Source organism: Sphaerisporangium perillae, from assembly GCF_023276435.1.
Classification (GTDB): domain Bacteria; phylum Actinomycetota; class Actinomycetes; order Streptosporangiales; family Streptosporangiaceae; genus Sphaerisporangium; species Sphaerisporangium perillae.
In genome coordinates, this window is record NZ_JALLPO010000066.1 from 13732 (window position 1) to 37072 (window position 23341).

General features: G+C 68.2%; 20 protein-coding genes. 11 read left to right on the forward strand and 9 right to left on the reverse strand.

Going from position 1 to position 23341, the window contains the following annotated elements:
- Nucleotides 1–16: 16 nt before the first annotated feature.
- Entirely contained in the window at nt 17–832 is an 816-nt protein-coding gene (locus tag MYF83_RS39310) for a polysaccharide deacetylase family protein (RefSeq protein WP_248965900.1), read from the reverse strand.
- 279 nt (nt 833–1111) lie between these two features.
- On the opposite strand from MYF83_RS39310, the gene MYF83_RS39315 reads away from it, so the two are divergent.
- Together MYF83_RS39315 and MYF83_RS39320 are read left to right on the forward strand one after the other, a co-directional pair.
- Nucleotides 1112–2506, forward strand: a complete 1395-nt coding sequence (locus tag MYF83_RS39315) for a CDP-alcohol phosphatidyltransferase family protein (RefSeq protein WP_248965901.1) — start codon at nt 1112–1114, stop codon at nt 2504–2506.
- Nucleotides 2507–2510: 4 nt separating this feature from the next.
- On the forward strand, nt 2511–3557 hold the full coding sequence (locus MYF83_RS39320; protein ID WP_248965902.1) for a sulfotransferase family protein: 1047 nt from the start codon (nt 2511–2513) through the stop codon (nt 3555–3557).
- A 20-nt stretch (nt 3558–3577) separates the two neighbouring features.
- Here MYF83_RS39320 and MYF83_RS39325 read toward each other — a convergent pair whose 3' ends face one another.
- Together MYF83_RS39325 and MYF83_RS39330 are read right to left on the reverse strand one after the other, a co-directional pair.
- Entirely contained in the window at nt 3578–4654 is a 1077-nt protein-coding gene (locus tag MYF83_RS39325) for a glycosyltransferase (RefSeq protein WP_248965903.1), read from the reverse strand.
- A gap of 64 nt (nt 4655–4718) precedes the next feature.
- A complete protein-coding gene (locus tag MYF83_RS39330) occupies nt 4719–7403 on the reverse strand; it encodes a bifunctional glycosyltransferase/CDP-glycerol:glycerophosphate glycerophosphotransferase (RefSeq protein WP_248965904.1) in 2685 nt (894 codons plus the stop codon).
- Nucleotides 7404–7674: 271 nt separating this feature from the next.
- Between MYF83_RS39330 and MYF83_RS39335 the strand changes: the two genes are divergently transcribed.
- Nucleotides 7675–9357: an alkaline phosphatase D family protein gene (locus MYF83_RS39335; RefSeq protein WP_248965905.1), complete on the forward strand. Its 1683-nt coding sequence runs from the start codon at nt 7675–7677 to the stop codon at nt 9355–9357.
- 14 nt (nt 9358–9371) lie between these two features.
- On the opposite strand, the gene MYF83_RS39340 is transcribed toward MYF83_RS39335, so the two are convergent.
- The 4 genes from MYF83_RS39340 to MYF83_RS39355 form a co-directional block, all read right to left on the reverse strand.
- A complete protein-coding gene (locus tag MYF83_RS39340; protein WP_248965906.1) occupies nt 9372–10394 on the reverse strand; it encodes an SRPBCC family protein in 1023 nt (340 codons plus the stop codon).
- Nucleotides 10395–10617: 223 nt separating this feature from the next.
- The gene (locus MYF83_RS39345; RefSeq protein WP_248965907.1) at nt 10618–12825 is read right to left on the reverse strand and encodes a transglycosylase domain-containing protein; all 2208 of its coding nucleotides are present in this window, start codon (nt 12823–12825) and stop codon (nt 10618–10620) included.
- Between the two features lie 105 nt (nt 12826–12930).
- Nucleotides 12931–13239 carry a hypothetical protein gene (locus MYF83_RS39350; protein WP_248965908.1) on the reverse strand — a complete coding sequence of 103 codons (309 nt, stop codon included), beginning with the start codon at nt 13237–13239 and terminating at the stop codon, nt 12931–12933.
- Nucleotides 13236–13850 carry an ATP-binding protein gene (locus MYF83_RS39355; protein WP_248965909.1) on the reverse strand — a complete coding sequence of 205 codons (615 nt, stop codon included), beginning with the start codon at nt 13848–13850 and terminating at the stop codon, nt 13236–13238. The genes MYF83_RS39350 and MYF83_RS39355 overlap by 4 nt, the downstream gene beginning before the upstream one ends.
- Nucleotides 13851–14151: 301 nt before the next feature.
- Here MYF83_RS39355 and MYF83_RS39360 point away from each other — a divergent pair, with 301 nt between their 5' ends.
- The 5 genes from MYF83_RS39360 (at nt 14152) to MYF83_RS44660 (ending at nt 19794) form a co-directional block, all read left to right on the forward strand.
- Nucleotides 14152–15762, forward strand: coding sequence for an NsdA family TPR-like regulatory protein (locus tag MYF83_RS39360; RefSeq protein WP_248965910.1), 1611 nt, complete (start codon nt 14152–14154; stop codon nt 15760–15762).
- Between the two features lie 153 nt (nt 15763–15915).
- Nucleotides 15916–17343 (forward strand): AAA family ATPase, encoded by a 1428-nt coding sequence (locus MYF83_RS39365; protein WP_248965911.1) that lies wholly within the window; start codon nt 15916–15918, stop codon nt 17341–17343.
- 2 nt (nt 17344–17345) lie between these two features.
- Nucleotides 17346–17978 (forward strand): DUF4276 family protein, encoded by a 633-nt coding sequence (locus tag MYF83_RS39370; RefSeq protein WP_248965912.1) that lies wholly within the window; start codon nt 17346–17348, stop codon nt 17976–17978.
- Between the two features lie 350 nt (nt 17979–18328).
- Nucleotides 18329–18823, forward strand: a complete 495-nt coding sequence (locus tag MYF83_RS39375; protein ID WP_248965913.1) for an Imm21 family immunity protein — start codon at nt 18329–18331, stop codon at nt 18821–18823.
- A gap of 392 nt (nt 18824–19215) precedes the next feature.
- Nucleotides 19216–19794 (forward strand): suppressor of fused domain protein, encoded by a 579-nt coding sequence (locus MYF83_RS44660; protein ID WP_372500379.1) that lies wholly within the window; start codon nt 19216–19218, stop codon nt 19792–19794.
- A 165-nt stretch (nt 19795–19959) separates the two neighbouring features.
- On the opposite strand, the gene MYF83_RS39380 is transcribed toward MYF83_RS44660, so the two are convergent.
- The gene (locus MYF83_RS39380; RefSeq protein ID WP_248965914.1) at nt 19960–20622 is read right to left on the reverse strand and encodes a patatin-like phospholipase family protein; all 663 of its coding nucleotides are present in this window, start codon (nt 20620–20622) and stop codon (nt 19960–19962) included.
- A gap of 4 nt (nt 20623–20626) precedes the next feature.
- Nucleotides 20627–21046 carry an SPW repeat protein gene (locus MYF83_RS44845; RefSeq protein WP_443729310.1) on the reverse strand — a complete coding sequence of 140 codons (420 nt, stop codon included), beginning with the start codon at nt 21044–21046 and terminating at the stop codon, nt 20627–20629.
- 140 nt (nt 21047–21186) lie between these two features.
- Between MYF83_RS44845 and MYF83_RS44675 the strand changes: the two genes are divergently transcribed.
- From MYF83_RS44675 to MYF83_RS39395, 3 genes are all read left to right on the forward strand, one after another.
- Nucleotides 21187–21324, forward strand: a complete 138-nt coding sequence (locus tag MYF83_RS44675) for a hypothetical protein (protein ID WP_372500382.1) — start codon at nt 21187–21189, stop codon at nt 21322–21324.
- A gap of 212 nt (nt 21325–21536) precedes the next feature.
- Nucleotides 21537–22568: an aldo/keto reductase gene (locus MYF83_RS39390; protein ID WP_248965916.1), complete on the forward strand. Its 1032-nt coding sequence runs from the start codon at nt 21537–21539 to the stop codon at nt 22566–22568.
- Nucleotides 22569–22910: 342 nt separating this feature from the next.
- The coding region (locus MYF83_RS39395) for a helix-turn-helix transcriptional regulator (RefSeq protein ID WP_248965917.1) at nt 22911–23341 on the forward strand (431 nt) is incomplete at its 3' end.

Sequence of the window (23341 nt, forward strand, 5' to 3'; positions counted from 1 at the left end):
CCAGCGGTGGCCCGCGTCAGTTCCAGCCGCCGACCGGGTAGACCTCTCCGGGGGCGAGGTGCCGGCCTCGGAGCAGCGACGTCACGGGTACGACGTGATAGCCGCGCTTCTCCAGCGTCTTCAGGATCCTCGGCATGGCCGCCACCGTCTGCGGCCAGATGTCGTGCATCAGGACGACCCGGTCACGCTTGGCGAGGCTGAGGACCCTCCGCGCGATGGCGTCGGTGTCACGCAGCTCCCAGTCGCGGGAGGAGGCGTTCCACAGGATCTGCGACATTCCGAGCTCCGCCGCGATGGCGCCCACGCGCTCGTCGGTGTCGCCATATGGCGGGCGCATGAGGTCGGGCTCCTTGCCGGTGACCTTGCGGATGACGTCCTTGGTGCGGCCGAGCTCGTCCCTGATCTGGTCGTCGAGCAGGGTCGGCAGATGCGGGTGGGTGAAGGTGTGCACCCCGATCTGGTGCCCCTCACGCGCGATCTTGCGAGCGATCGCCGGGTACTTCTCGACCCGCTCGCCGATCAGGAAGAAGGTGACCTTCGTCCGGTGCCGGCGCAGGAGGTCGAGCAGCTTGCCGGTGTAACGGCCGGGGCCGTCGTCGAACGTCAGGGCGATGCACTTGACCCGCGCGCAGTCGACCGCCTTGCTCGCCGTGCCGGTGGTCGTACCGGCCGCCGCGCCGCGGGTCGTGCCGCTCGCCGTGCCGGTGACCGTGCCGGTGACCGTGCCGGTGACCGTGCCGGTGACCGTGCCGCTCGCCGTGCCGGCCGTCGCCGGAGGCGCCGCCGCCAGTGCCACCATGGCCGCGATCATGATCGGGATCCATCGCCGCATCGTCGTCCTCCTTTGTCCGGCGCCGCGTCACCTTATCCCAGTCCCCCGGTAACCGGAAAAGAGAGGCAAAATCGGCATGCTTCACTCGAGATCGGTGCTGAGCCGGATCCGTACGCCGGGCGGGCCCGCCTTACCGGGCGAGACCCGATGCGGCTTCGTCCGAGACGAGGTCAAGCCCTCAGGGGCAGTCGCTCGTAGCGGTCAAGAAACCATCTAGAGATCTCATGTTAGTTACAGACGGTCAGTTATCGGTGGCTTAGGGTCGCCATGCTGGCAGCCATGAGGTCCTATTCGCTGGATGACGTCCGCGCGACGCGCAAACGCAGAGACTCATGGTGGACGGTGTTCATGGTCGACCCGGTGGCATGCCGGGTGGCACTGTTCGTAGCGAATCGCACCGAGATCACCCCGAACGCCCTTACGCGCTGCTCACTGGTCCTCGGCATGGCCTCCGCGGCCTGCTTCGCCGCGAATCACCTGGTGCTCGGCGCGGCGCTGTTCTACGTGAGCTTCATGGTCGACTGCGTCGACGGCAAGATCGCCCGCCTCAAGGGCACGGGGACACCGTTCGGGCTCTGGCTCGATTACGTGGGCGACCGCATCCGCGTCGTCTGCTGCGCCTTCGGCCTGGCCTACGGGCAGTACGCCGCGACGGGGCGCCTCGCGTACGTGCTGCTCGGCGCGGGCATCGCCATCCTCGACCTGTTCCGCTACGTCAACGCGCCACAGATGAAGCGGGTGCGCCAGACGGTCAAGGCCCGCCGGCGCGCCGCCCGCCGCGAGGAACTGGACGCCATGCGCGACGCCATGGCCGTGGAATCGCTGGCCCACGGCTCGCAGCACGACATGCCGTACGCCGCGGACCACGACCTGCCGCCCTATGGCTCGACCGGGTCCGCGGCCTGCGAGCCGCCCGACCCCGCCTACGACCCGTACGAGCCCTACGACCAGATGTCCGAGGCTTACCGGCTCCAGGACGACCGGGCCGCCGACCCCGCGGAGCCCTACCGGTTCCGGGACCAGCCCGCCGACCCCGCCGAGCCGGTCCGGTACCGGGACCAGCCCGCCGACCCGCCCGAGCCGTTCCGGTGCCAGGACGAGCCCGGCGAGCCGCCCAAGCCCGCCGACCACCTCACCGAGCCCTACAGCGGGCCGGTCATCCCCCGGCAGGCGTTCCCCTCCACCGAGTCCGTCACCCACCGCTCGTTCTCACCCGCCCCGCCGTCGTCCAAGGACCGCCCGTCCGGGCAGGAGCCGCCGGCCGGCGGACCCGGCAACGCGCCGCCGGGCTCCCCGGGGTACGACCAGGCGTCCCGGCACCGGCACGTCACGCCGTACAGCCCGGCCGTACCGCCCCCGCCCGAAGGGGCCGAGCCGCCGATCGGCCTGCGCCAGCGCCTCGGCCGCTTCCTGGCCCGCCACCGGGTGCGCACGCACCTGATGAGCGGCATCGAGTTCCACGCGGCGGTGTTCGTCCTCGGCCCGCTGATCGGTCCCGCGGCGCTGCTCCCGGTCACGACCGGCGCCGGCGCCCTGCTCGTGCTCAACGAGATCTTCCTCGTCTACCGCATGTGGCTCTCCACCCGGGCGCTCGCCACGGGAGCCCCGCCCACGGCTCCGGGCCCGGACGACGAGCGGCACGTGCGGACCGATCCGTTCTACACGGGGGTGTAGATCCATGCGTCCAGACCGGCCGATCTTCGTCATCGGCTGCCCGCGCTCCGGCACCACGATGCTGCAGCTCATGCTGCACTCGCACGGGAGGATCGCCGTACCGCCGGAGACCCGCTTCCTGACCTCCGCGTACTTCCACCGCCGCCTCCACGGGGACATGCGCGACGCCGACAACCGGCGCAAGCTGGCCGAGTGGATCGCCACCGACAAGACCACCAAGTTCCGCGAGCTGGGCATCGAGCGCACCGCCTACGTCCGCAGGGCGGTGGAAGGGCCGGGATCGCTGGGATCGGTGACCGGCGAGGCGTTCCGCGCGTACGCCGAGCGGTTCGGCAAGCCGCGCTGGGGGGACAAGCGGCCGAGCTACATCAAGCACGTGGACGTGCTGCTGCGGCTCTTCCCCGATGCCCAGTTCGTCCACCTGATCAGGGACGGGCGTGACTGCGTCGCCTCGCTGAAGGAGATGCCGTGGTACACCCTCGACGTCTTCCACGCCATCGCCACCTGGGCCGAGTCCGTCGACCTCGGGTGGAGCCACGCCGAGCGGCTGCCCGCCGGCACCTACTACGAGCTGCGCTATGAGGACCTGACCGCCGACCCCGAGTCGGAGCTGAGCAGGCTGTGCGGGTTCCTAGGCGAGGAGTTCGATCCGGCGATGTGTGAGCCCCGGTACATGGCGACGACGGCGGTGCCCGCCCGCAAGGTGTGGCACAGCAACACCCACAAGGACGTCACCAGGGCCAGGGTCGGAAGCTGGGCCACCCGCCTCGCCCCCTGGGAGATCGCGCTGTGCGAGCAGGTGCTCGGCAGCCGCCTGAAGAGCCAGGGGTATGAGCTGACGGGGAGCCCGCGGGCCTCGCTGGAGCACCTGCTGGCCTACCACAGGACGGTGGCCCGGCGGCGGCTCTCCCGCTTGGACCAGCTGGCCCGCGACCAGGTCAACCGCCTCCGCGAACCCGGCCCGCTCCCGGCCATGCTCACCTCTGGGCAGCTCTCCCTGGCGAGGATCCCCCAGCCCCGCACCCCCTCCGACCAGCTCATCGACCGCTGAACGCCGGTCGGTAGGGGCGGTCAGCGGCGGATCCGGCTGAAGAGGTCCTCCCAGCGGTCCAGGACGTTCTCCAGCCGGAACGCCGCCGCGTGCGCCCGCGCGCCCGCCCCGAGGCGCCGCCGCCTGGCCGGGTCCGCCATCAGCCCGCTCAGGGCGCCGGTGAACGCGTCGACGTCCGCGGGCGGCACCAGCACGCCGGTCGCGCCGTCGAGCACGAGCGACCGGACGCCTCCTGAGACGTCGAAGGCGACCGTCGGCATGCCGTACGAGGCGGCCTCGCCCACGACCAGCGGCAGCCCTTCGTGCTCGCTGGCGAGCCCGAGGATCGCCCCGTTGAGGAACTCCTGGCCCATCTCGGCGGCGGGAACGCGGCCCCGGAACACCACGCGGTCGGCCACGCCGAGGCGCGCGGCGTGCACGCGCAGGCGGCCGCGCTCGGGCCCGTCCCCGATCAGGTGCAGCTCCCACCGGCCCCGTGTGCGGCCCGCGCGCGCGAAGGCCGTGATGAGCCGGTCGAAACGCTTGACCGGGGCGAGGCGGCCGACTCCGAGCACGCGCGGCACGTCGAGGAAGGACGTCTTCTCCGGCCAGGCCCGCAGGGGGTTGGGCAGGTCGGCGGTGTTCGGCAGCAGCGCCTCCTCGGCGAACCGCCAGGCGTCCTCCGGGCTGAGGAAGACGGCCTGGTCCAGGCCGCCGTAGTGCCGCCGCACCGAGGCGAAGTGCGAGGTGCCGCGGGCATGCTCGAACGAGCCGTGGTACTGGCCGATGGCGCGCAACCGGGGCGGCAGCAGGTCCGCCAGCCAGGACACCGCTCCCGGAGAGGTCAGCACCGCGTACCCCGGCCCGATCGAGGACAGCAGCCGGGACACCCGCCCGCGCGCCACCCACCGCCTCCCCTCACCGAGCGGCCGCCGCTGCACCACATGGTGCTCGTACAGGGGCCGCTCGACGTACCGGAACGGGTCCAGCGCCCGGTGCAGGCCGACCACGTGCACCTCGTGCCCGCGCAGGGCGAGCCCCTGGGCGACAGTGTGGGTCACCTGCTGGATCCCGCCGAGGGTGTCGGCGTCCATGCAGGCGAACACGACCGCGTTCATACGCCGGCTTTCCCGGCCGGCGGCGGCATGCCCGCGGACCGGCCCACGCGTGCCGCGGCGGCGGTCACGGGCCGGCTCCGAGGCCGTGGAAGAAGGCGTCGACCACCCGGGGGGCGGCCTTCCCGGTCTCCTCCGAACAGAACAGCCCGGCGAAGTCCGCGTACCGCTCCTCGTACTCCGCCCTGACCGAGGCGAGGTCGCGCAGCGCGGCGGCCAGCTCGGCCGTGGACGCCAGCACCGGCCCGGGGGCGATCTCCCGCAGGTCGTAGTTGAGGCCGCGTTCCACCCGCGCGTACTCGTCGTAGTCGTCGGCGTACAGCAGGATCGGCCGTCCCGTGCAGGCGTAGTCGCAGATGATCGAGGAGTAGTCGCTCAGCAGCGCGTCCGAGGCCAGGATGAGGTCGTTGACTTCCGGATACGACCCGGCCGGCCGCACGAAGTGGCGCACCCGCTCGGGCACTTTGAACCGCTCCGCGGGATGGGTGCGCAGCACCAGCACCCACTCGCCGGCGAGCTCGTCCGCAAGCGCGTCGAGGTCGACCCGCACCGACGTGCCGCTCCGCATGGACAGGTCGCGGTAGGTGGGCGCGTACAGCAGGACGCGGCGGTCCTCGGGGATCTCCAGCGCCTCGCGCACGCGGGCCCCGGCCGCCGGATCGCCGTTGACGAGCACGTCACAGCGGGGTGAGCCGAAGCCGAGCACCGTGCCGGTGTACTCGTTCGACGGTACGAAGACGCGCTCGAACTCCAGGCCGGGGGAGACCAGCGCGTCCCACCGGGCGACGGCCGCGCGCCACTCCTCCCGGGGGCCGGGGAAGTCCCCGCGCAGGTCGGGGGAGTCGAACCCGACCGTCTTCAGCGTCTGCCCGTGCCAGGTCTGCAGGTAGCGCGTCCCCCTGGGCTTGGGGAAGTCCAGCGGGAACCCGTGGCTGTCCACCCAGTAGCCCGCCCTGGCCATGGTCCAGATGTACCGCCAGCTCATCCGCCGCACGAGCGGCACGTCCGAAGGGAAGCCCGAGGTGTCCCCGCGCGCCGACCAGCGCACCTCCAGCGGCAGCCCGCGACGGCGGATCTCCTCGTAGATGTACCTCGGGTTGCCGGTGTAGGCCGCGCCCACGTCGCTTTCGAACAGAGCGAGGTCGTGGCGGCGGGGCACCAGGTGGACCAGCCGCCGGTACACCCACCGCTTGAGGTCCCGGCGGCCCGCCAGGGTGCGCAGCCCGCGCAGCCGCGAGGCGCCGCGCAGCGTCTCGGACGGCCGCCAGGAGATCCGCAGGAAGGCGCTGTCGCCTTCCGGGGCGACCGTGACCTCGTGCCTGCCCACCTCCAGCACCAGCGGCGGCGTGGTGGGGGCGACCAGCAGCCGGTCGCTCGTACGGTGGCCGTCCGGGCGCACGAACGCGATGCGCGCGTCCCGGTGTCCCTCGAACCCCAGCCGGCCGAGCCTCGCCCCGGCGAGGTCCATCTCCACCTGGGTGAGGTAGCTGCCGTCCGACTGCCGCTGCGGCGCCAGCCGTACCCGCAGCCCCTTGACGGTCAGCTCGGCCTCGGTCTTCCAGCGGCGGAGCACGGCGAAGGGATCGTAGGTGCGCACCGTCATCGACACGACCGTGCCCTGGCAGGAGATGTCGCAGATCTCGTGCCGGATCCTGGTCGCGGTGAACGGCAGCTCGGCCAGCCGCAGCGGGGTGATGTCCAGCCCGGGATCGGCCCGCGTGCCCCAGTACGTCCGGCCGTCCACCCGCAGGGCGTGGCGGGGCGCGGCCTTCGGGCCGGTCAGCGAGCGTGCCGCGACCACCAGTTCCTCGGGGCGGTCGGTCCTGATGAGGTGGCAGCACACCCTGGTCATCGGCTCGGCCCTGCCGAGCACGCCTTGTTCCAGCTCGTCGAGGTAGGGGCGCACGACCGAGGCGAACTCCTTGATCCAGACCGTGGTGTGGTGCGGCAGCCTGTTGAGGTAGACGCGCAGATCCTGGGTGAGAAAGCGCTGCTGCCTGTGCGCGACCAGGTCCGAGCAGCCGTTGTCCCGCAGGATCGCGTCGCCGATCTGCGCCGCCCGCACCCGGTGGCGGATGTTGTCCATGCCGGTGAGGGAGAGCGAGATGGACGTCGGCTCGACCGCCCGGCGCCACAGGTACACGACCCACGGCACGACCGCGAAACGGCGGGCCGCGCAGTACAGGGCGGCGGTGAAGACGTGGTCCTCGTAGTGGATGTTCTCGGCGAAGCGCAGGCCGTTCTCGCGGAGGAACGCCGTCCGGTACAGCTTGTTGGTGGCGAACCCGTCGAGGAACAGGCGGGGTTCGGCGCGGATGCCCTCCACCACCCTGCGCGGCCGGAAGAGCGACGGGTAGTACCGCTGGGTGCGGCCGGTGGCCTCGAACAGCCGCGAGATCTGGCCGGTCACGAAGTCGGCGCCCGTCCGCTCCACCTCGGCCAGCAGGCTCTTGCAGGCGTGCCTGGTCAGCTCGTCGTCGCTGTCGAGGAACATGACGTGCGGGGCCTGCGCCGCGTCCAGCCCCGCGTTGCGCGGCGCCCCGCAGTGCCCGCTGTTGGTCTCCCTGCGGATGTACCTGACGCGCGGATCGCCGAACCGCGCCATGACGTCGGCGGTGTCGTCGGTGCTCGCGTCGTCCACGACGATCAGTTCGAGGTTGCGCAACGACTGGTTCAGCACGGACGCGATGGCGCGCGGCAGCCGGGCGGAGTCGTTGAAGGTGATGAGCACAACGCTGACGTCCGGTTGCATGCTGGGTCTCCCGAGTCGGCATTGACCTGACTCGGGTATTCCCGGGCGGATGCTCCTGCCGCCCCGCACAACAAAGTGCTGACCTCCCCTTGCCCGACTTTTGTCACCCCCGGCACCCGCCTGCTCGTCCCGCTGTGGTGTTCGAGGCGTTCGCCCGCTGCGCCTTGACGCCAGATGTCGCCCTTTTCCTGACGTTTGCCGTTAACGGGGCAGTCATCATGCTCGGCAAGGCTGCGGGGAGTCCCATCTTGATCCTCTCGGGAGCCCCCCCATGCCACATCTCGACCGACGATCCTTCCTCGTGACCGGACTCGCCGCGGGCGCGATCGCCACCATCCCCGCCTCCGCCGCACTCGCCGATCCCGATCCCGCCGCCGAGACCGCGCAGAGCCTCGCGAGCCGGGGGCTGCGCACCGACCCGTTCACGCTCGGCGTGGCCTCCGGCGACCCCGACCACAGCGGCTTCGTCATCTGGACCCGCCTCGCCCAGGAGCCGCTCGCCGAGGACGGCATGGGCGGCATGCCCTCGCGGTCGTTCCCCGTGCTGTGGCAGGTGTACTCCGACGAGAGATGCCGTCGCGTGGTGCGGTCAGGCGTGGCGACCGCCGCCCCCGAATGGGGACACAGCGTGCACGTCGAGGTGGACGGGCTGTTCTCCGACCGCGAGTACTGGTACCGCTTCCGCGTCGGCCCCTACCTTTCGGCTCCCGGGCGGGCCAGGACCGCGCCGCACCTGCTCTCCTACGGCGGGCCGCTCGCCATGGCGTTCGTCTCCTGCGCCCAGTATGAGCACGGCTACTTCACCTCCTACCGGCGCCTGGCCGAGGAGCACCCGGACCTGATACTGCACCTCGGCGACTACCAGTACGAGTACACGAAGGACACCTACACCATCCCCGGCGGCAACGTCCGCGACCACGAGGGCCCCGAGACCGAGACGCTGGCCGGCTACCGCCAGCGGCACGCCCAGTACAAGGCCGACCCGGACCTGCAGGCCGCGCACGCCGCCGCGCCCTGGCTGGTCGTCTGGGACGACCACGAGGTGGACAACAACTGGGCCGACGAGGTGCCCGAGAAGCCCGAGGTGCCCCAGCCGAACTTCCTGACCCGCCGCGAGGCCGCCTTCCGCGCCTACTACGAGAACATGCCGCTGCGCCGGACCTCCATCCCGCGCGGCATCGACATGCAGCTCTACCGGCGGATCCGCTGGGGACGCATGGCGACCTTCCACATGCTCGACACCCGGCAGTACCGCGACGACCAGGGCTGCGGCGACGGCTACCGCGACTGCTCGGCCGCGATCGACCCGGCCCGCTCCATCACCGGCGCCGAGCAGGAGGCGTGGCTGCTGAACGGCTTCCGCAACTCCCGCGCCCAGTGGGACATCATCGGCCAGCAGGTCTTCTTCGCCCAGCGCGACAACAACGCCGGGCCGGCCAAGGTGACCAGCCAGGACGCCTGGGACGGCTACGTCGCCTCCCGGCAGCGCATCACCCAGGGCTGGGCGGACGCCAAGGTGCGCAACCCGGTCGTCCTCACCGGCGACGTGCACGCGCACTGGGCCGCCGACCTCAAGCTCGACTACGACGACCCCACCGGCCCGTCGGTCGGCGCGGAACTGGTCGCCACCTCCATCAGCACCGGTGGCGACGGCGCCGACTCAGACCCCGCCACCCACCCGTTCCTGGCGATCAACCCGCACCTGAAGTTCTACAACAACCAGCGCGGCTACGTGCTGACGAAGATCGAGCGCGACCTCATGACCAGCGACTTCAAGGTCCTGCCGCAGGTGCAGGTCGCCGGCTCGGAGGCCTACACGCGGGCCACCTTCGTCGTCGAGGACCAGGTCCCCGGCGTGCAGCAGACCTACCTGCGCCCGCTCGACCCCACCCTCCGCAGGAGCCGCCCGATGACCATCGAGGAGACCGTCGACCTGGAGACCAAGCGCCCCTGACCGATTCTCCGCGTCTACCGGCGCGTGAGGATCCGCCGTACCAGCCAGGCCAGGAAGACCACGACCGCGAGGCCGGCGACCGCCGGGGCGAGGCGCTTGAGCAGCGGCACACCCGCGATCTCCAGCAGGTCGAGCGCCTCCTCCTCCGCGGTGCGGGACGTACGGGCCGTCCCGGCCGGGTGCGCCTCGCGGCCCGCGGCCTCCTCGGCGTACAGAGCGTCGTAGGAGTCGGGCACGGCGGTGAGGTGCCGCCCCGCCTGGCCGGGCTGGCCGGGCTGGCCCGGCGGGGTGGACTCGGCGGCCTCCGAGCCGGGCGTGGTCTCGGGTGCCCTCGTGGCCTGCACGGGCTCGGGGTGCTTGTCGGCCGCCTCTCCCAGCGGTACGACCTCCGCGATCTCTTCCTCCCCGTGGGGGGCGGCCTCGGGCTGGTTGAAGGGCGTGGTGGCGGGCCCCCCGGCGGCCTCTTCCGCGAGAGGCTCAGCCGGGATGACCTCTTCGGTGGGGGCCTCCGGCGGGATGGCTCCCGCCGAGACCGGCCCGGGCGGGGCGGCCTCCTCGGAGAGGGCGGCGGCCGGCACCTCCTCGGGGGACTCGCGCAGCAGCGCCGCCAGGTTCGCGGCGAACCGGTCGATGAGCTTGGCCCCGACCTCCGCCATCACCCCGCGTCCGAACTGCGCGGGACGGCCGGTCACGTTGAACGACGTCTCGACCTTGACCCGGGTCTGCCCGCCCTCGCCGGCCAGCGCGGCGTCGACCACCGCGCCGGCGGTGCCGGTGCCGCGCGCCTCCTTGCCCGACGCCTTGATGCTGAGCGTGTGCGCGTCCTTGTCGACCGACTGGAAGGACGCCTCGCCCCGGTAGGTCACGGTGATCGGCCCGACCTTCACCTTCATCCGCCCCGTGAAGGTGTCGCCGTCCACGGTGTCGAGCGTCGCGCCCGGCAGGCAGGGCGCGACCCGCTCGACATCGAGGAGCACCGACCACGCCTGCTCGATCGGCACGGGGACCGTGAACTCGTGCTCGAACCGCATCGTCATCGACCCGCTCCTCTTCCAGGGGCACCCTCAGCCGGTGGACGCTGGCCGCCCCTTGTCGCTCTTGCGACATTATGACCGCTCGGGGCAACCTCGCCACCCTGCGTTGCGTCATGCACGGGTCATGCGAACGCCTCCCAGGGGGTTCGTCCGCCGCACGATCATCGGCCTCATCGGCCCCGGGCCGCGCTGGACGCCGATCCTCGGCGCGGGGTGCCCCCCGCGTCTAACCGCCGGCGCCACCGGAACCCGGGACCGTGTTGGCGCCCCCGGGGTTCCCGGTGCCCTGGGTGCTCCCCGTGTCCCCGGTGTTCGACGGGGTCGGCGTGGGCCGGCAGTTCTGGCCGCAGCCGCCGAACCGCGCCGAGTCGATCGGGGTGAACGACGTCGGCTCGACGTTCTTCAGCGCCGCCAGCATCGTGTCCTTCCAGATCGGCCCCGGGATGCTGGCGCCGAACACCGAGCCGTAGTACCGGCCGCCGATCGTGACGCCGGTCAGCTTGTGGCCCTGCGAGCCGCGCGGGTCGCCGATGCTGACCGCGCCGGCCAGGTCCGGGGTGAACCCGGCGAACCACGCGCTGGCGTAGCTGTCGGTGGTGCCGGTCTTGCCCGCCGCGTCGCGGCCGATGCCGCCGACACTCCGCATGGTGCCCTGCGTGAACACGCCGGACAGCACGTCGGCCGCCGCGTCGGCGACCTCGGGGTCGAGCGCCTGGCCGCACTTGGGCGTGAAGTCGGTGACCTTGCCGTCCCTGTCGGTGATCCGGCTGATCGCCATCGGGGCACAGTACTTGCCGCGCGCGCCGATGGCGGCGTACGCGTTGGCCACGGTCACCGGATCCATCTCGTTGATGCCGAGCGTGAACGTCTCGTACTCCTGCAGCTTGGACCCGTCGGAACGGTGGATGCCCAGCGCCTTCGCGGTCTTGACCGTGTCGCAGAGCCCGACCCGCTGCTCCAGCGTCATGAAGAACGTGTTGACCGAGCCCCAGGTGCCGGTCTTCAGGGTCTTCCAGCCGGGGGTGCCCTCGTCGTTGGTGACGGTGTGGGCTGGGTCGCCGACGTTCTCGCCCTTGCAGTTCTTGAACGCCGAGTAGCCCGAGGCGCGGAAGCCCGCGCCGACGTCGAAGCCGTCGTCGACCTTCATGCCCTTCTCGAGCGCGTTGAGCAGCGTGAACGTCTTGAAGGTGGAGCCGGCCTGGAAGCCGACGCCGCCGCCGTGCGCGGCGTCCGCGACGACGTTGTAGGAGATCTCGTTCTTGGACTTGCTCCGGCCGTAGGTCCGGCTCGCCGCCATCGCCTTGATCGCTCCGGTGCCCGGCTGGACCAGGGCCTCGGCCGCCGCCGGGTCATCGGAGGGGTAGACCCATTTCTTGATCGCCTTGTCCGCCGCCGCCTGCGTCGCCGGATCGATCGTCGTCTTGATCGTCAGGCCGCCGCGGTTGAGGAACGCCTCGCGGGCCTGGGTGGTCTTGCCGAAGTCGGGGTTGCTGAGGATCTCGTTGCGGACGTAGATGCAGAAATACGGATATTTGCTGGCCTCGCAGCCGCCGGGCAGCTTCGTGCCCTTGTAACCGAGCTTGGTGGCCTTCGCCGCCGCGGCCTGGTCAGGGGTGATCTTGCCCAGCTCTGCCATCCGGTCCAGCACGACGTTGCGCCGGTTCAGCAGCCGCTCGCGCTGATTCTTGCCCAGGTTGGGATCGGTGGCGTTCGGATCCTGCACCGCGCCCGCCAGCGTCGCCGCCTGCGGCAGCGTGAGCGCGTCCGCCTGCACGCCGAAGAACCGCTTGGCCGCCGCCTCGACGCCGTAGGCGCCCGCGCCGAAGTAGGCGATGTTGAGGTACTTCTCCAGGATCTGGTCCTTGGAGTACTTCTGCTCCACCGCCATCGCATAGCGCAGCTCGTTGAGCTTGCGCGCGTAGCTGGTCTCCAGCGCCTTGTTCTTGTCCGCGTCGGTGGTGGCGGAGTTGAGCAGCACCTGCTTGACGTACTGCTGGGTGATGCTCGACCCGCCCTGGCTCACCCCGCCCGCCTGCAGGTTCTTGGTCAGCGCGCGGATCGTGCCTTCGAGGTCGATCGCGCCGTGCTCGTAGAAGCGGTAGTCCTCGATCGAGATGATGGCCGTCTTCATCACCTCGGCCACCTGGTCGAGCTTGACGACCTCTCGATACTCCTCGTAGAACCGCGCGATCTCGTCGCCGTTGACGTCCTGGACGATCGTGACCTCCGCGGGCGGAGGCTCGATGAGGTCCACGGGCTTGAGGTTCACCTCGTTGGCCGCCGACACGAGACCGATGCCCGCACCCCCGACGGCCGGCAACACGATCCCGGCGACCAGCAGACCCGCCGCCGTCCCCACGGTGACCAGACGCACGATCTTCCACGCGATCCCCGGCCGATCCTCACCCCGTTTGGGCATAAGCCCATGTCGCATGCCATGTCCCCCTTGAGTTCATGAAGGAGCAAAGCAGATCCCAACCGCTGATGTCCAATATCTCTATCAGCGGAAAACCGATATCCGATCACGCATGACCGCAGCTCACACCCCTGCCAGCCGCGTCCCGCCTCCCTCCGCGGCCGCCTCACGGGCAGGCGCGAGCGCCCGGCGCAACTCGGCGGGGCCGGATGACATCAGGATCCGATGGCGACTCTCGATCGCGTACCAACCGTGCGCGATCACCAGAAAGCCGAGGCGCGGAAAGTCCGCCCGCAGCCTGGACAGTTCCGCTCGCGTCGCTTCCTCGTAGCGATGGTCGCCCGGCCCCCATCCCGTCTGGCCGACAGGCGGCTCACCTTCACTCCAGCCGGACCGGGCATCGCCGAGCGGGGGCGCTCCACCAGCGGTCATGATGGACACCGCCGTGGCGTGGCGTCGACGAACAGCGCCCACACCAGGTGGCCGGTGACCGGGTTGCCTCGGCAGCCCACGCGTGAGGCCAGCCGGGTCACGGCGTCGAGCCCACGGCCGTGCTCGCAGAGCAGCTGGTCCAGTAACTCGTCTGTACGCTGCTCCCTCGGCTCGCCCGCCCACTCGTCCCTGATGTCGTGAATCGCCGTACCTTGCCGCGTGGCGGAGAGGTCGTCGGGTGGCTTGCACGTGGGCGTACGTGGTGGCGTGGCCGGAGTCTTGAGATCGGGTACACCGCCGCCGCCCAGGTCGTACACGCCGACGCGCACGCTACGAGGCCGCCGGGTGAGCTCGACGACGAAGTAGCCGCCGGGCCTGCCCGAGCGGCTGTGGAACAGGGAGTTGCTGACGAGTTCGGCGATGGCGAACTCAGCGTCATCCACCCAGCGGGTGCCGGCCAGTAGGCAGCGCACGAACGCGCGGGCTTTGGGCGCTTCCTCGGCGACCCCGGTGAAAGCGCGGCGCCACACCATCTTCCCGGTGGGCACGAAGCAGTCGCCCGGCCCTGGCCGCGGTGGGTAGGCCGGGATGTCGACGACGGGATCGGCCATGGCGGCCACCTCCTTGCCGGTGATCGCGGGACCACCCCGCGCCGAGGAGTACTGTCGCCCGGCCCGAATCCGTCTCCCACCCCCGCGACGCCCGGCTCTAGCACGCCCGCCGTGGAGCGCCGTACCTGGCCATCCGCTCATGAACGAGCTGCCAACGACCACGCGGGCCGCTCCGCTATAACGCCGCAGCCCTCAAGAAACGTCACCATGCGTGCATCACATCTGTACCCAGCGTGAGTAAAGTGGTGTCGTCGCCATCGGTGAACTGGCGTTCGGGTGGACAGAGCCTTGGGGGCTGATCATGACGGAGGGGCATCGTGTCCTCCTCACCTGCCGCAGGCGTGGTGAGGCCCTCCGCGCGAAGGGGTTCACCTACGAGCAGATCGCCGACGTCTTGGCGCTGGACCTTTGTGACAGCCCGTTGCTCCTGCATCGTTATGCCCATGGGTTGACCGCCGCCCAGGTGGTGGCGGCGTTCAACGATCTGGACCCGGCGGGCACGGCGTCGATGCGCACCGCGCGGCTGTACGACCTGGAAGGGTGGCCGGAGAGCAGACGCCGCCCCTCGCCGCGCGTGCTCGATCTGCTGGCCCGCATCTACCAGACCACGGCACGCCGCCTGGTGACCGACCAGACCTACAGCACCTACAGTTCCGGCGATCGAGAGCTGATCGATGCCGCCGACCATCGCCACCTCGACCCCTGCCAGCGCATCCGCCTCAGCGGTGCCATGCCCGAAATCTCCCATGCGAGCATGGATGCGACCGCTGGAGCCTGGCCGGTGAAGCCCTCCGTCCCGACGCCCTGGGTACGCCCCGGTGACTGCGCCGCCCTGTTCCGCGCCCTCTCCGCCGAGGAGGCCGACGTGAAGCGACGCGAACTGCTCTTCGAACTGGCCCTGACCCTCGGCGGCGTTCCCGCGCTTCGCCTGCTGCGCCACCTCACCCCCGACGAGGAGCTACGGCTCGCGCAGGTGATCCAGGGAACCAGCCGTGTCGACGCTGAGGCCGTCACCGCCATCGGGAAGCTCATCGCCCACTGCTGGCAACTCGATGAATCGCTTGGCCCGCTCAGGCTGCTTCCCGTCGCCGATGCTCAACGTGATTTGATCGCTCGCCTCCTACGCGGGGAGTCTCTCACCCCTGCACTACGCGAGCGCCTCCTCTGGGCTTACTGGGCGGTGTCACACCTGGGCGGGTGGCTTCACTACGACGTACTCGACCATGCGGGTGCCATCACCAGATACGAGGACGGCCTCAAGGTCGCGCACCAACTGGAAGATCCCACTCTCCTTGCGCATACGCATGGGCTTCTTGCTGAAGTCGCCGGCTTCCAAGGCGAGCATTCCAGGGCGCTAGATCACGCGTTCGCCGCGCAGGGATGGGTCAAGAGCAGTGCCAGCCCGCTCCAGCATGCTGCTTCAGCATTGGTCACAGCACGGGCGCTTTCCCATTCGGGGAAGGAACGGGCCAGCCTGCGGGCTATTGATCACGCTTACAGCATCGCCGGTAAACCCCGCAGTGAGATGGACCCCGCTTACCTCTACTGGTGTACGCCCGCTCGGGTCCAACGCCACTCGCTCTACTGCTTCGTGACGCTCAAGCGGACGGCTGAAGCGTTCACGGCAGCAGAGAAGGCACTCGTGACGCTCGACGGAAACTGGGTGAGGCAACGCGGCTTCGTGCTCGTGGAGTACGCGACTGCCCTGACCCGGAAGCGTGAGATCGCGGAGGCTGCGCGCCAACTGGGCGACGTCGCCACCATCGCGACCCGGCACAGCTCCGCACGCCTCGTCCACGGCCTCCGTGCGGCACGCCGAGACCTCCAGCCCTGGGCCACCAACACCTACGTACGCGACCTGGACGAGAAACTTCGCGGCCTTGGACTCGCGACAGCGTCGGCGCCAACGTAGAGCCTGATGGTCACCACCGATGCCACCTGGCCCAAAGACCGTAGTCTTGGGATGCTGAACGGCCTGCTGCCTTGATGTTCAAAGGGAGGAGGGACAGAGGAGGCCTCAGCCGACCGGTCATGACCTCGTAGCACTGATCTGTGGTGATATCTGATGTTGACCCGGCTAGAGGTGCGGGGATTCAAGAACCTGCTGGACGTCGAAGCGGAGTTCGGGCCGTTCACGTGCATCGCGGGTGCCAACGGCGTCGGTAAGTCCAACGTCTTCGACGTGATCGAGTTCCTGTCGTACCTGGCGACGGACACGCTCGTCGAGGCGTCGCAGCGCGTCCGTGGAGCTTCCGGAGTGCGTGGTGGAGACCCGCGTGACCTCTTCTGGGATGGCTATCGGGACCACAGGCGGTACATATCGTTGGCCGCCGAGATGATCGTGCCCACGGAGGTCGAGGATGATCTCGGGGCTTCCGCTCGCCCGACCGCGACGTTCCTGCGCTATGAGGTCGACCTCGAATACGCGTCTCCTGAGGGTGAGAGCAGCGTCGGCCGGTTGATCCTGGCCAGAGAGCAATTGCGGCATATCAACAGAGGTGCCGCGGCGAAACACCTTCGCTTCCCGCACAGCGTGAAGAGGTTCAGAAACGCCGTGGTCATGAACGAGCGCCGTGGTGGCGCGTTCCTCTCCACCGAGCAGAGGGACAGCGGAACGATCATCAACGTTCACGGTGATGGCGGAAGCTTCGGACGGCCGCTTCCGCGACCTGCGGCGAGGGCCGGTCGGACCGTTCTCAGCACGGTGGCCACCAACGACTACCCGACCATTCTGGCCGCCCGCAGGGAGATGCAGAGCTGGCGGCGCCTGGCTTTGGAGCCTTCGGCTCTCCGCGCTCCGGACAGCTTCGGATCCTCGCGTTCCCTGGAGACCGACGGTCGGCATCTGGCCGCCACGTTGTTCCGTATAGCGACGGAGAGTGGAAGAGACGCCGGAATCCCGGATGAGGATTCGGTTTATGCGCACGTCTCCGACCGCTTGTCGGATCTTTCGGGTGTTGGAGTGGAAAGCCTCAGAGTAGAGCCTGATCCCGTACGGGAGGTGTTCACCCTTTTCCTGCAGGAACGCGGTGGGCTACGCCTGCCGGCGAGAGCACTCTCTGAGGGGACGTTGCGGTTTCTTGTGCTATGCGTGTTGCTCGAAGATCCCACGGTGACTGGACTCATCTGTATGGAAGAGCCAGAGAACGGGATCAATCCCGCAAACCTTCCGGCGATGGTCGAGTTGGTCCGCGATCTGGCTGTCGATGCCAGGGAGGAACCGGACGCGGTCAATCCGTTCCGGCAGGTCATCATCAACACGCACGCTCCTGGTGTCGTACAACTGTGTGATCCGGCTGATCTGCTGCTGGCCGAGGCAAGGCCGTGGCGGGATTCGGATGGTTCGGTAAGGTCTGCTCTCTCTCTCGTTCCCTATGCAGGATCGTGGAGGTCGCTTCCGGGTAAGCCGACGTTCTCGGAAGCCGATATAGTCGCCTACCTGGTGGCACCTGCTGGTGCCCAATTGCGTCTTCCCCTGGACATGGTTGGGTGAGTGTGCGAGCTTTCACTGGTCTGTTCGTCTCCGAAGGAACCTCCGACCTCCCGCTGGCCGATCTGGTCGAATCTCTGTTCATTGACCGAGGTGTGCCGGTGCGCCTGAGCAAGCCGGATTTCGCGCCTCTCGGCGGCGTGGCCAAAGATGTGAAGTCACGGTTGGAGGCGGGCAGGAGGCTCTTGCACGATTCGGTCGACCTTCTGGTGGTTCACCGAGACTCCGATAACGCGGGTTACGAGACCCGTCGAAGCGAAATAGAAAGAGCCGTGGATTCGCTCGGCGTGCTCTCGTCTCTCGTCCCGGTGATTCCCATCCGTATGACCGAGGCATGGCTGCTCCTGGACGAAATGGCCATCAGGGAGGTTGCAGGAAACCCTCGTGGGCGACAGGATCTGAAGCTCCCCAAGAATCATGAGGTCGAGCGCGTCGCCGATCCGAAAAAGCTGCTCCAGCAGTGCCTGCTCGTGGCGGCCGACTCATCGGGACGTCGCCACGAGCGGACCGCCAAACGATTCTCGCACCACCGACGCCAACTCTTGGCGCGACTGGATCGCCTGGGACCCGTCTCAGAGCTTTCAAGCTGGAAGCGCCTGGTCGCCGACATCGACTCAGTCGTACAGGGCTGGACATAGCGTCACGCCGGACGGAGGAAGGACGTCTTCTTCCGAAGCAGCCCCCTGATGCCCGTCATGCGCGGGTCATGCACTCTCTGGGATCAGACCCTTGACGAAGATCTACTTGTACGTCAGATTCAACGTTGGGTCCCTGTGGGGCATTTGTCGCATATGACCTGAGGGGGCGTACCACACGTTCCTTTCGTCGTGGCTCGATGGCATTGGGAAGGTGTGGCTATTTTGCGCTGCCTGCGTGCGCTGGCGCCTCTTTCCGCAATGTAAATCCTGTAGTGCCAAGCAGGGTGCTTGGGTGCGGCGACTTGCTCCGATAATGAAGCAAATCTACGGTGCGCCGCAGTGGTGATGTCGTGAGATGGATAGAAACTGCGGGAGGGCCGTTCGTGCTCGTCGCCATAAATGATGCCCCCTCCTGGACAGGATATCGGGGTGACTATGAGCACGCCTGTGCAGTGGATGGCGTAACGGGTGTTGTTGGCTTTGGCGATATTGGAACCAAGAAAACGGCCCTCGTTATATGGGACGAGCCGCTCAGGACTGCATACCTCCCAGAACGCGCGACATTTGTGCAGTGGATGTATGCGGATTCAGAGGACTGGCTTCTCCGCCTGGTAGATACCGAGTTTTCCTCGGCGGTATGGGAGGACGGGCCGATAGTTGAACTCCAAGATGTGGAGACGCTATTCGATAGTGCGACCCCAGGGGTGGAGTTGATCGAATCTGACTTCTTGGAGATCCGAATGGAGGCTGGGATGTATCAAGTGCAGACAGCAGACATCGAGTCTGGAGATCGTCGGGCCGCCCGAATTCATAGGCTTGTGCCGATGCGCCAGCTACCTAAATGAGATGGCATAAGAGGATCAGCTTTCGCTGATATGGCAGTTGGGTCAGCCGGACGTTCCGCAAGTTCTCGACGCATCGAAAGTCAATCCTATCGATGGTCAGGCTCCAGCCTATGTATGGGGCCGGAGCATCTTGGGCCGACGATGACATTGAATTGATGTGAAGCGGATTGAAACACGTTCACCTAGACCGAGTCGCTGGTTGTCCCGTCCGCCTACCGGTGCGCCCTCGCTGCACCTCAAGGGTCCGGGAATCTTCGTGATCTCTCCTTGTAAGGTCTCTGATGAACTTCAGGTGGATCCACGGCGAACAGGGGAAAAGATGTGCTAGACGCTTGTAATGCGGCCGGGACACGTCTGGAGTGCCCGCACTGCAACAGATCTAGAGGCCGTAGGTGAACGATAATAGCGCTGACGAATACTTGGCTCACTTTGAGCGAAGCCTAGGTACGTTTTCGGAGTCTTGGCGAAAATCGGACATCGACACGGAACACTTCCAGGTTCTCCAGTTCTGTGACCGGGAGAGTGAGCGAATCACCTATGTTACCTTCGGTTTGAACCGGTTCGAGCTTGCTTTGGGCTCGAACCGGGTTGGCCGTCAAGAACTGGTGGTCGGGATAGGAAGTTCATGGGATCAGCCGGAAATCCCTGGACTCATGAACTCAATAGGCGAAAGTGTCGTTCATCGAGGCCGAGCGCTTCTGAGAGGTGAAGTTCTCGACCCTCATGGGCGGATCTTTAGGGGATATAACTTCACTGCTTTCTATTGCAGCTCTCCAGTGTATTTTCCGAGACGATTTGAAGTGTTTCATGGCACCACGCCAGAAACAATTATGGTTTGGCTTATTCCGATATTCTCGGAAGAGGTGCAATGTATTCGAGAGCGTGGATGGCCTGCTTTTGAAGAGCTGCTAGAATCCCAAGATCCAAACTTGCTTGACCTCTCAAGGGTGCCTTTGAATATGAAAGGCTAGGGAAGGCGATGTCCAATATCCCTATCAGGGGAAAACCGATATTAGATCAAGCATAATCGCAGCTCACACCACTGCCACTACCATCCGGGCCCCGAGCCGGGACCGGGCATCGGCGAGCGGGGGCGTCCCACCGGCGGTCATGATGGACACCACCGTGGCGTGGCGTCAGCGAACAGCGCCCACACCAGGTGGCCGGTGACCGGGTTGCCTCGGCAGCCCACGCGCGAGGCCAGCCGGGTGACGATATCGAGCCAGCCCGAACTCCGGGCGCACGAGCGGGTAGAGACCGGGGATCGCCATGCTGGCCAGCAGGGCGGGCAGCGCCGGTCCGGCGGACAGCAGTACCGGGCCGCTGTTGCGCGCGTCGGCCGCCAGCACCGTCAGTGGGATCTTCGTGCTCTCCAGCCGGTCGATGGGCAGGGCGTCCTCCAGGAACCGTGCCAGGGCCAGGTTGTCGAACAGATGGTCGCGATGGCCCGTGACCACCGCCTCGATGGTGAGCGGATTGACCGGGAAGGCGTAGTTCAGCGCGCCCTCTGCCCGCAACGCCCCGCGCAGCGGGTGCCGGGGCAGACAGCGGGCCCAGATCCGCGCCATGTCGGCCAGGTTGCGCGGGTAGACGTCGTGACGGCCCAGCGACAACCAGAGTTCGGCCAGTTCCGCGACGCCCTCGGCGTCGGGGCGGGTCGCGTAGTAGGCCGAGTTGAGCGCTCCGACCGACGCGCCGACGACGAGGTCGGCCTGGATGTGGTGGTCGCTTAGTGCGCGCAGCATTCCCACCTGTGCGGCGCCGAGGCTGCCCGCGCCCCACATGACGAGCGCTTTCATGGTCTCACCTGGCAACGGTCCGGGCTTGTGGCGGAAGCCGGGTGGCCCGGCTTCCGCCGGTGAAGGGCATCGCGCCGAGGGTTATCGGCCCCAGGCTCCGCCCAAGGAGGTCGCGCCCAGTCCGAGGAGCAGGGCGATGACGCCGGTCACCACGTTGATCGTCGCCGTGGTGGCGACGTGGCCGCTGACCACCCAGACAGCGATGATCGTCCATACGCCGATCACCGGGGTGACCCAGGCGATGCCGTGGTCCGGCCGTGGCCGAGCCGAACCCGAGCGCGAGCAACGCCAGGGCGAGGCCGACGATCAGGTTGTTCACGGTCAGGGTCGGGAAGCGGTTGAACCCGACGACCCAAGGAGAGATCGCGAGGTAGAGTCCGGTCAGGAACGTGAGACCGGCGACCTGCTGGCCGTCCGGGGCCATGCCGACTCGCGGGGACCGACCATCGGCGAACTCGCCGCATACCTGTGCACCCGGCACCACAGCACCGTTCAGCTGATCGACCGGGTGGAGCAACTGGGCCTGGTCGCCCGCAACCGCGGCGAGGGCAGGATCGCCGGGTCGTGCGCCTCACGCTCACCGAGGCGGGCGAGAGGAAGCTCGCGCTGCTGAGCACCAGCCATCTGGAAGAACTCCAGCGGCCGGCTCCCCTGGTCACCCCGTTCACCGAACCCGCGACCGCGGCGGCCGGCAGTTCCTGAGTGAGGCCGAGGCGGCCGCGTACGGTCGATACCGGCTGGCGGGGTGGTGGCCGACCTGCGGGTGGAATGAAGGTCGTCGGCCGTGATCACGGGATCTTCGAGCTGACCGATTCATCGTTCTGGATGATCGAACGGATCGGTTTCTTCTGTTGGACAGATTAATCCCGGGTCGAGCAGACTCCGAGTCGGATCTCGTTGAGGGAGGCAGACCGATGGAGTACCGCGCCTTGGGCAGCACCGGCACGGTGGTGTCCGCGCAGTGCCTGGGCACGATGACTTTCGGCAATGAGAGCAGCGAGGAGGTGTCCCATGCTCAGCTGGACCGGTTCGTTGAGCGCGGGGGGAACTTCATCGACACCGCCAATGTCTACTCCCGGGGTCTGTCGGAGGAGATCGTCGGTCGCTGGCTGGCTGCCCGGCGGGGGGTGAGGGATCAGCTCGTCATCGCGACGAAGGGTCGTTTTCCGATGGGGGATGGACCCAATGACGCGGGCCTGACCCGCACCAACCTGTCCCGGGCTTTGGAAGCGAGTCTGCGGCGGCTCGGGGTCGAGACCATCGACCTCTACCAGGCGCATGCCTGGGATCCGCTGACCCCGATCGAGGAGACGCTCGGCTTCTTCGACGACGCGGTGCGCGCCGGCAAGATCCGATACGCGGGCGTCAGCAACTTCCTTGGCTGGCAGTTGCAGAAGGCGGCGCTGCTGACGCAGTTCCGTGGGCTCGCGCCGATCGTGACGCTGCAGCCCCAGTACAACCTGCTGGTGCGCGACATCGAGTTCGAGCTGGTGGATGTGTGCCGCAACGAGAACATCGGGATCCTGCCGTGGTCGCCGCTGGCCGGTGGCTGGTTGTCCGGGAAGTACGCGCGAGACCATGTGCCGACCGGCGCGACTCGACTCGGCGAGGACCCGCAGCGTGGAATGGAGGCCTATGCCCCGCGCAACGCGCAGGAGCGCACCTGGCAGGTCATCGACACGGTCCGGCAGGTAGCCGAGGGGCGTGGCGTGTCCATGTCACAGGTGGCGCTGGCCTGGGTCGCGGACCGGCCCGCGGTCACGTCGGTGATCCTCGGCGCACGCACGCTCGAACAGCTCGACGACAACCTCGGCGCCGCCGAGTTGCACCTGTCCGAGAAGGAGACAGGTCTGCTCACCGAGGCCAGCCGGCCGATCGTGGCCGACTATCCGTACGGCACCCTGGGCGTTCAGCAGCGCGCGCGTGTCCTGAACCCCTCCAGTTGATCAAGGGCGCCTCGCAGGTACGGCGCCTTCGGCGGTGTTCACTCGAAAGATCGCTTCAACCTTTCCCGCGGCCCTCTGGCGTCTCGATCTCTGAGGAGGCGCGAAGCCGCATTTTGGCTTGCAGCGAGCCGGCGCAGCTCGATGAGTGGATCCGGCGTGCCGCTACCGCCGAGGCCATCGAAGAGCTGTTCTCCTGACGATCCGCCGGTCCGTGGGCGGGCACTGGCGGCCTACGCGTGGCCGCCTACGGTGACCGTGGCAATGGTCAACCGTGGTTCGCCCTCCAGGGTCTCTCCGATGCTAGGACAGGTTCTGCCCTAGGGGCTGAGTAAGCTGCTGGACATGTTGGAAACGTCCGCCCGGCTGCTGCGCCTGCTCTCGCTGCTGCAAACCCCGCGCGATTGGACCGGCGCCGACCTGGCGCAGCGCCTGGAGGTCGACGTGCGGACCGTGCGCCGCGACATCCAGAAACTGCGCGACCTCGGCTACCCGGTGCACACCACCCCTGGCGCGGCCGGCTACCGGCTCGGCGCCGGAACGAAGCTCCCGCCGCTGCTGCTCGACGACGAGGAGGCCGTGGCCGTCGCCATCGGGCTGCGCACCGCCGCCAGCGGCACGGTCAACGGCATTGAGGAAACCTCGCTACGCGCACTGGCCAAGCTCGAACAGGTACTGCCGTCGCGCGTACGGCACCGTGTCAACCTGCTGCACTCGGTCACCGTCACGGTCCCCGCCGGCGGCCCCACCGTGGACCCGGACGTGCTGACCGTCGC

Coding starts and splice junctions, on each gene's coding strand:
- MYF83_RS39310 (WP_248965900.1), bottom strand. CDS start 832: ATGCGGCGATGGATCCCGATCATGATCGCGGCCATGGTGGCACTGGCG.
- MYF83_RS39315 (WP_248965901.1), top strand. CDS start 1,112: ATGAGGTCCTATTCGCTGGATGACGTCCGCGCGACGCGCAAACGCAGA.
- MYF83_RS39320 (WP_248965902.1), top strand. CDS start 2,511: ATGCGTCCAGACCGGCCGATCTTCGTCATCGGCTGCCCGCGCTCCGGC.
- MYF83_RS39325 (WP_248965903.1), bottom strand. CDS start 4,654: ATGAACGCGGTCGTGTTCGCCTGCATGGACGCCGACACCCTCGGCGGG.
- MYF83_RS39330 (WP_248965904.1), bottom strand. CDS start 7,403: ATGCAACCGGACGTCAGCGTTGTGCTCATCACCTTCAACGACTCCGCC.
- MYF83_RS39335 (WP_248965905.1), top strand. CDS start 7,675: ATGCCACATCTCGACCGACGATCCTTCCTCGTGACCGGACTCGCCGCG.
- MYF83_RS39340 (WP_248965906.1), bottom strand. CDS start 10,394: ATGACGATGCGGTTCGAGCACGAGTTCACGGTCCCCGTGCCGATCGAG.
- MYF83_RS39345 (WP_248965907.1), bottom strand. CDS start 12,825: ATGCGACATGGGCTTATGCCCAAACGGGGTGAGGATCGGCCGGGGATC.
- MYF83_RS39350 (WP_248965908.1), bottom strand. CDS start 13,239: ATGACCGCTGGTGGAGCGCCCCCGCTCGGCGATGCCCGGTCCGGCTGG.
- MYF83_RS39355 (WP_248965909.1), bottom strand. CDS start 13,850: ATGGCCGATCCCGTCGTCGACATCCCGGCCTACCCACCGCGGCCAGGG.
- MYF83_RS39360 (WP_248965910.1), top strand. CDS start 14,152: ATGACGGAGGGGCATCGTGTCCTCCTCACCTGCCGCAGGCGTGGTGAG.
- MYF83_RS39365 (WP_248965911.1), top strand. CDS start 15,916: ATGTTGACCCGGCTAGAGGTGCGGGGATTCAAGAACCTGCTGGACGTC.
- MYF83_RS39380 (WP_248965914.1), bottom strand. CDS start 20,622: ATGAAAGCGCTCGTCATGTGGGGCGCGGGCAGCCTCGGCGCCGCACAG.
- MYF83_RS44845 (WP_443729310.1), bottom strand. CDS start 21,046: ATGGCCCCGGACGGCCAGCAGGTCGCCGGTCTCACGTTCCTGACCGGA.
- MYF83_RS39390 (WP_248965916.1), top strand. CDS start 21,537: ATGGAGTACCGCGCCTTGGGCAGCACCGGCACGGTGGTGTCCGCGCAG.